Here is a 6,746-nt window from a genome sequence, read left to right as displayed (position 1 = left end):
TNACNTNNNNANNNCNNNTNNATGAAGTCGGAGTTGCTAGTAATCGCAGATCAGCATTGCTGCGGTGAATACGTTCCCGGGCCTTGTACACACCGCCCGTCACGTCACGAAAGTCGGTAACACCCGAAGCCGGTGGCCCAACCCCTTGTGGGAGGGAGCTGTCGAAGGTGGGACTGGCGATTGGGACGAAGTCGTAACAAGGTAGCCGTACCGGAAGGTGCGGCTGGATCACCTCCTTTCTAAGGAGCACTTCTCACCTGGTTCCCTTCGGGGGCCGGGTCAGGGGCCAGTACATCGGCGCACGTCCGATGCTGGTTGCTCATGGGTGGAACGTTGATTAGTCGGCAGGTGTGACCGGTTCGGTCTTTCTAGTACTGCTCGTGAGAGCGTGGAACGGAAGGGGTGAGCGGCAGTCTGTCGGGCGCGCTGTTGGGTGTCTGAGGGTGCGGGCGTGTGCTCGTGGCCTTCGGTACGCCGGCCCCAGTGAACTCCGGACGTTCGGTCCGGGGGTGGTGGGTGGCTGGTCGTTGCTTGAGAACTGCACAGTGGACGCGAGCATCTGTGGCCAAGTTTTTAAGGGCGCACGGTGGATGCCTTGGCACCAGGAACCGATGAAGGACGTGGGAGGCCGCGATAGTCCCCGGGGAGCCGTCAACCAGGCTGTGATCCGGGGGTTTCCGAATGGGGAAACCCGGCAGTCGTCATGGGCTGTCACCCATGCCTGAACACATAGGGCATGTGGAGGGAACGAGGGGAAGTGAAACATCTCAGTACCCTCAGGAAGAGAAAACAACCGTGATTCCGGGAGTAGTGGCGAGCGAAACCGGATGAGGCCAAACCGTATGCGTGTGAGACCCGGCAGGGGTTGCGCATGCGGGGTTGTGGGATCTCTCTTTCACGGTCTGCCGGCCGTGAGACGAGTCAGAAACCGTATGGGTAGGCGAAGGACATGCGAAAGGTCCGGCGTAGAGGGTAAGACCCCCGTAGTCGAAACTCATGCGGCTCGTTGGAGAGACACCCAAGTAGCACGGGGCCCGAGAAATCCCGTGTGAATCTGGCGGGACCACCCGCTAAGCCTAAATATTCCCTGGTGACCGATAGCGGATAGTACCGTGAGGGAATGGTGAAAAGTACCGCGGGAGCGGAGTGAAATAGTACCTGAAACCGTGTGCCTACAAGCCGTGGGAGCGTCGGGGCCTTCGGGCCCTCGTGACTGCGTGCCTTTTGAAGAATGAGCCTGCGAGTTTGCGGTGTGTTGCGAGGTTAACCCGTGTGGGGAAGCCGTAGCGAAAGCGAGTCCGAATAGGGCGGTGTAGTAGCGCGCTCAAGACCCGAAGCGGAGTGATCTAGCCATGGGCAGGTTGAAGCGGAGGTAAGACTTCGTGGAGGACCGAACCCACCAGGGTTGAAAACCTGGGGGATGACCTGTGGTTAGGGGTGAAAGGCCAATCAAACTCCGTGATAGCTGGTTCTCCCCGAAATGCATTTAGGTGCAGCGTCGTGTGTTTCTTGCCGGAGGTAGAGCACTGGATAGGCGATGGGCCCTACCGGGTTACTGACCTTAGCCAAACTCCGAATGCCGGTAAGTGAGAGCGCGGCAGTGAGACTGTGGGGGATAAGCTCCATGGTCGAGAGGGAAACAGCCCAGAGCATCGACTAAGGCCCCTAAGCGTACGCTAAGTGGGAAAGGATGTGGAGTCGCAGAGACAACCAGGAGGTTGGCTTAGAAGCAGCCACCCTTGAAAGAGTGCGTAATAGCTCACTGGTCAAGTGATTCCGCGCCGACAATGTAGCGGGGCTCAAGCGTACCGCCGAAGTCGTGTCATTGCAGCATGAGGGCCAACGCCCGCTGTGATGGGTAGGGGAGCGTCGTGTGCCGGGTGAAGCAGCCGTGGAAGCGAGTTGTGGACGGTTCACGAGTGAGAATGCAGGCATGAGTAGCGATACACACGTGGGAAACGTGTGCGCCGATTGACTAAGGGTTCCTGGGTCAAGCTGATCTGCCCAGGGTAAGTCGGGACCTAAGGCGAGGCCGACAGGCGTAGTCGATGGACAACCGGTTGATATTCCGGTACCCGCTTTGAAGCGCCAGCGCTGAACCCAGCGATGCTAAGCCCGTGAAGCCGTCGTGTGCGTCTTCGGACAAGCACGGAGTGGTGGAGCCGGTGGCCCAGACTGGTAGTAGGTGAGCGATGGGGTGACGCAGGAAGGTAGTCCAGCCCGGGCGGTGGTTGTCCCGGGTAAGGGTGTAGGCCGTGTGGTAGGCAAATCCGTCACACATTGAAGGCTGAGACCTGATGCCGAGCCGATTGTGGCGAAGTGGATGATCCTATGCTGTCGAGAAAAGCCTCTAGCGAGTTTCATGGCGGCCCGTACCCTAAACCGACTCAGGTGGTCAGGTAGAGAATACCGAGGCGTTCGGGTGAACTATGGTTAAGGAACTCGGCAAAATGCCCCCGTAACTTCGGGAGAAGGGGGGCCACGTCTGGTGACGAGTCTTGCACTCCGAGCTGGGGGTGGCCGCAGAGACCAGCGAGAAGCGACTGTTTACTAAAAACACAGGTCCGTGCGAAGCCGTAAGGCGAGGTATACGGACTGACGCCNGCCCGGTGCTGGAACGTTAAGGGGACCGGTTAGCCTGGATTCGTCCGGGCGAAGCTGAGAACTTAAGCGCCAGTAAACGGCGGTGGTAACTATAACCATCCTAAGGTAGCGAAATTCCTTGTCGGGTAAGTTCCGACCTGCACGAATGGCGTAACGACTTCTCGACTGTCTCAACCATAGGCCCGGTGAAATTGCACTACGAGTAAAGATGCTCGTTTCGCGCAGCAGGACGGAAAGACCCAGGACCTTTACTACAGTTTGATATTGGTGTTCGGTTCGGCTTGTGTAGGATAGGTGGGAGACTGTGAAGCCGTGACGCCAGTCATGGTGGAGTCGCCGTTGAAATACCACTCTGGTCGTGCTGGATGTCTAACCTGGGTCCGTGATCCGGATCAGGGACAGTGTCTGATGGGTAGTTTAACTGGGGCGGTTGCCTCCTAAAGGGTAACGGAGGCGCCCAAAGGTTCCCTCAGCCTGGTTGGCAATCAGGTGTTGAGTGTAAGTGCACAAGGGAGCTTGACTGTGAGACCGACGGGTCGAGCAGGGACGAAAGTCGGGACTAGTGATCCGGCGGTGGCTTGTGGAAGCGCCGTCGCTCAACGGATAAAAGGTACCCGGGGATAACAGGCTGATCTTCCCCAAGAGTCCATATCGACGGGATGGTTTGGCACCTCGATGTCGGCTCGTCGCATCCTGGGGCTGGAGTCGGTCCCAAGGGTTGGGCTGTTCGCCCATTAAAGCGGTACGCGAGCTGGGTTTAGAACGTCGTGAGACAGTTCGGTCCCTATCCGCTGTGCGCGTAGGAATATTGAGAAGGGCTGTCCCTAGTACGAGAGGACCGGGACGGACGAACCTCTGGTGTGCCAGTTGTCCTGCCAAGGGCATGGCTGGTTGGCTACGTTCGGGAGGGATAACCGCTGAAAGCATCTAAGCGGGAAGCCTGCTTCGAGATGAGTGTTCCCACCTCCTTGGAGAGGGTAAGGCTCCCAGTAGACGACTGGGTTGATAGGCCGGATATGGAAGCCCAGTGATGGGTGGAGTTGACCGGTACTAATAGGCCGAGGGCTTGTCCTCAGTTGCTCGCGTCCACTGTGTCAGTTCTGAAGTAACGAACTCCCCCCTTGTGTGGGCCGGTCGAGTTCATATCTTCATAGTGTTTCGGTGGTCATAGCGTTAGGGAAACGCCCGGTTACATTCCGAACCCGGAAGCTAAGCCTTTCAGCGCCGATGGTACTGCAGGGGGGACCCTGTGGGAGAGTAGGACACCGCCGAACAATTCTTCAGTCCCGGTTTCGGGGGCATCGTCCCCCGAAGCCGGGACTTTTTTGCGTTCACGGCGAATACGGTGGATTCATGCGCTACGACCTGGTCATATTCGACAACGATGGTGTCCTCGTGGACAGTGAGCCGCTTTCCAACGCCATCCTGGCCGGCTACCTGACCGAACTGGGGCACCCCACCACGTACGAGGATTCCCTCCGGGACTACATGGGGGGCGCTCTGCACCGCGTCCACGACACCATCCTCGAACGGACCGGTCGGCGGCTGCCTGACGACTTCGACGCCACCTTCCACGCCCGTGTCTTCGCCGCCTTCGAGCGCGACCTCACCGCCGTCCCCGGAGTGACCGACGTCCTCGGCAGCCTCACCGCGGGCGGTGTGCCGTACTGCGTCGCCTCCTCCGGCGACCACGAGCGCATCCGTACGGGACACCGCAGGACCGGGCTCGACCTGTGGTTCACGCCCGGCACCGTGTTCAGCGCCCAGGACGTCGGCCGCGGCAAGCCCGCTCCCGACCTGTTCCTCCACGCCGCCGAACGCATGGGCACCGCACCCGAGCGGTGTGCCGTCGTCGAGGACAGTCCCCTCGGCATCCAGGCGGCCCGTGCCGCCGGTATGACCGTCTACGCCTTCACCGCGATGAACGGGCCCGACGGACTCCCCGGCGCCGACGGCTACTTCGACGACATGGCCCGGCTGCCGGCGCTCCTCCTGTGACGGTCCCGCCCGGCCGCTGAGCCCTGCCGCGCCCCCGTCCGCACCGCCCCGGGACGGGGCCAGGTCGCCGGGACCCTCCGGCCTTGCCCCGCGCGCGTACGGCCTCGGCGGCCATCGCCCGCAGGCGCTTCCCCGTCCGGCGCGGGGCCCGGTGGGACTGCCGTCCGACCGCTGCCGCCCGCCGCTCGCCCTTCCACCGCATCCCCGCCGTCCTGCCGCGTCCCGGCTTGCGCGCGCACGTCGAGGGCGCCTTCGACGCCCGGCAGGGGCGCCGAGCCGGGCGCGTTCCCCGCGCCGCCGTGGCGGCCGTCCGCGCGGTTCGACGCCTTCGCGTACCCGGCCTTCCACCCCGTCGCCGCCCCCGATGGCGCCCCGTCACCACCCTCTCGCCACCTCGTCGTGCGCCACCCCGTCGTGCGCCGGGCCGTCGTGCGCCGGGCCGCGAGCAGGAGGCCGGGCGCCGGGGCCGGGGCGGTGCCGCTCGTGGTCCCGCCGATGGCACGTGGAGCACGCCGGAACCCTCGCCGGGCGCGTCGACCGATACGGTGGCGGTCATGAGCGGGCGCGCACTGTTGATGTGGGATGACGCGGTGACCGGGTACGACTTCGGCCCCGGGCATCCGATGGACCCGGTACGGCTCGCGCTGACCATGGAGTTGGTGCGGGCCCTCGGTGTGGACCGGGCCGTCGAGGTGAGAGCGGCCAAGCCGGCCGGGGACTCCACGCTGCGGCTCGTCCACCGGGAGGACTACGTGGCCGCCGTGCGCGCCGCGTCCGCCGACCCCCGCCACGCCGACCGGGCGTACGGGCTGGGCACCGTCGACGACCCGGCGTTCCCCGGCATGCACGAGGCGTCCGCCCGCATCGCCGGGCTGTCGGTCGGCGCGGCGGAGGCCGTGTGGCGCGGCGACGCCGGGCGCGCCGTCAACTTCACCGGCGGCCTCCACCACGCCATGCCCGGCGCCGCCGCGGGCTTCTGCGTCTACAACGACGCCGCCCTCGCCATCGCCCGGCTCCTCGAACTCGGCGCGGAGCGCGTCGCCTACCTCGACGTGGACGTCCACCACGGCGACGGCGTCCAGGCCGTCTTCCAGGACGATCCGCGGGTGCTCACCATCTCCGTCCACGAGCACCCCAGCACCCTGTTCCCCGGCACCGGTTGGCCCGAGGAGACCGGTGGGCCGGGTCCCGGCGCGGGCAGTGCCGTGAACCTCGCCCTGCCCGCCGGTACCGGCGACGCGGGCTGGTTGCGGGCGTTCCACGCGGTCGTCCCCGAGCTGCTCGCGGACTTCCGGCCGCAGGTCCTCGTCACGCAGCACGGGGCCGACACCCACTTCGAGGATCCGCTCGCCCACCTCGCGGTCTCCCTCGACGCCCAGCGGGCCGTCCAGTCGGCCTGCCGGGACCTCGCCGAGGAGTACGTGGAGGGCGGCCGGTGGGTGGCGCTCGGCGGCGGCGGGTACGCGGTCGTCGACGTCGTGCCGCGGTCCTGGGCGCATCTGGTGGGCATCGTCGCCGGGGCGGATGTGGCGCCCGAGACGGCCGTCCCGCAGTCCTGGCGGGACGTGGTGTACGCGCGGACCCGGTTGCCGGGTCCGCGGCGCATGACCGACGGGCGGTGGCCCGTCGACTGGCGTTCCTGGCGGGACGGTTACGATCCGGGGGACCGGCTGGACCAGGCGGTGCTGGCCACCCGCAGGGCGGTGTTCCCGCTGCGCGGGCTGCTCGTCCAGCCGTAGGCGGGCGGGGCGTCGAGGCGTCGGCCGTGCGGCGTCCGGTGGCCGGCGCTCCGCGGTACGTGTCCGGGGCCGCTTCCGAACGGACGTGGCGGGGGCGGGAGTCGTCGGAGCCTCCGGCCGCCGGGTGCGGGCTGCCGGAAGCGCGGAGGGGCCGCCGGGCGCGGTGGCGCCGGGCCTGGACGGGCGGTCGGGCGCGCCGGCGCCGACCGGGGCGGGCCCGGCCGGGGTACGCACGGGCGGCCGGGGCTCTACGCCGCGTCGGCAGACGCCGTGTCGTCGGCGGGCCGTCCGGTCCTCGGCCCCGCGCAGGGGAGATGTGTCGACATGGCGACCAGATTCGGCGTACGCATCCGTCCTCCCGGCCGTGCGCGCTGAGGCGCGCCGGTGCCCGAGTCGGGTGGGGAG

2 protein-coding genes and 3 rRNA genes (1 of these 5 running past the window's edge) are annotated in these 6,746 nt (G+C 65.7%); all 5 read left to right on the top strand.

Annotated elements, in window-relative coordinates; translation table 11 throughout:
- Positions 1-239: ribosomal RNA gene (locus MW084_RS06100) — 16S ribosomal RNA — on the top strand (it extends 1,284 nt beyond the left edge of the window).
- A gap of 324 nt (positions 240-563) precedes the next feature.
- Positions 564-3,678, top strand: a 23S ribosomal RNA gene (locus tag MW084_RS06095).
- 83 nt (positions 3,679-3,761) lie between these two features.
- A 5S ribosomal RNA gene (gene rrf / locus MW084_RS06090) occupies positions 3,762-3,878 on the top strand.
- Together the 16S, 23S and 5S rRNA genes form the textbook arrangement of a ribosomal RNA operon.
- A gap of 79 nt (positions 3,879-3,957) precedes the next feature.
- A complete protein-coding gene (locus tag MW084_RS06085; RefSeq protein ID WP_010470022.1) occupies positions 3,958-4,602 on the top strand; it encodes an HAD family hydrolase in 645 nt (214 codons plus the stop codon).
- Between the two features lie 554 nt (positions 4,603-5,156).
- On the top strand, positions 5,157-6,341 hold the full coding sequence (locus MW084_RS06080; RefSeq protein ID WP_010470021.1) for an acetoin utilization protein AcuC: 1,185 nt from the start codon (positions 5,157-5,159) through the stop codon (positions 6,339-6,341).
- The last annotated feature ends 405 nt before the right edge of the window (positions 6,342-6,746 follow it).

Origin of the sequence: Streptomyces sudanensis, assembly GCF_023614315.1 — a bacterium.
GTDB classification, from domain to species: domain Bacteria; phylum Actinomycetota; class Actinomycetes; order Streptomycetales; family Streptomycetaceae; genus Streptomyces; species Streptomyces sudanensis.
Note: the sequence above shows the minus strand (reverse complement) of the source record. Positions and strands in the feature narration are given on the sequence as shown.

Excerpts from the sequence above, each read along its gene's own strand:
- MW084_RS06085 (WP_010470022.1), top strand. The coding sequence starts at position 3,958 with ATGCGCTACGACCTGGTCATATTCGACAACGATGGTGTCCTCGTGGAC.
- MW084_RS06080 (WP_010470021.1), top strand. The coding sequence starts at position 5,157 with ATGAGCGGGCGCGCACTGTTGATGTGGGATGACGCGGTGACCGGGTAC.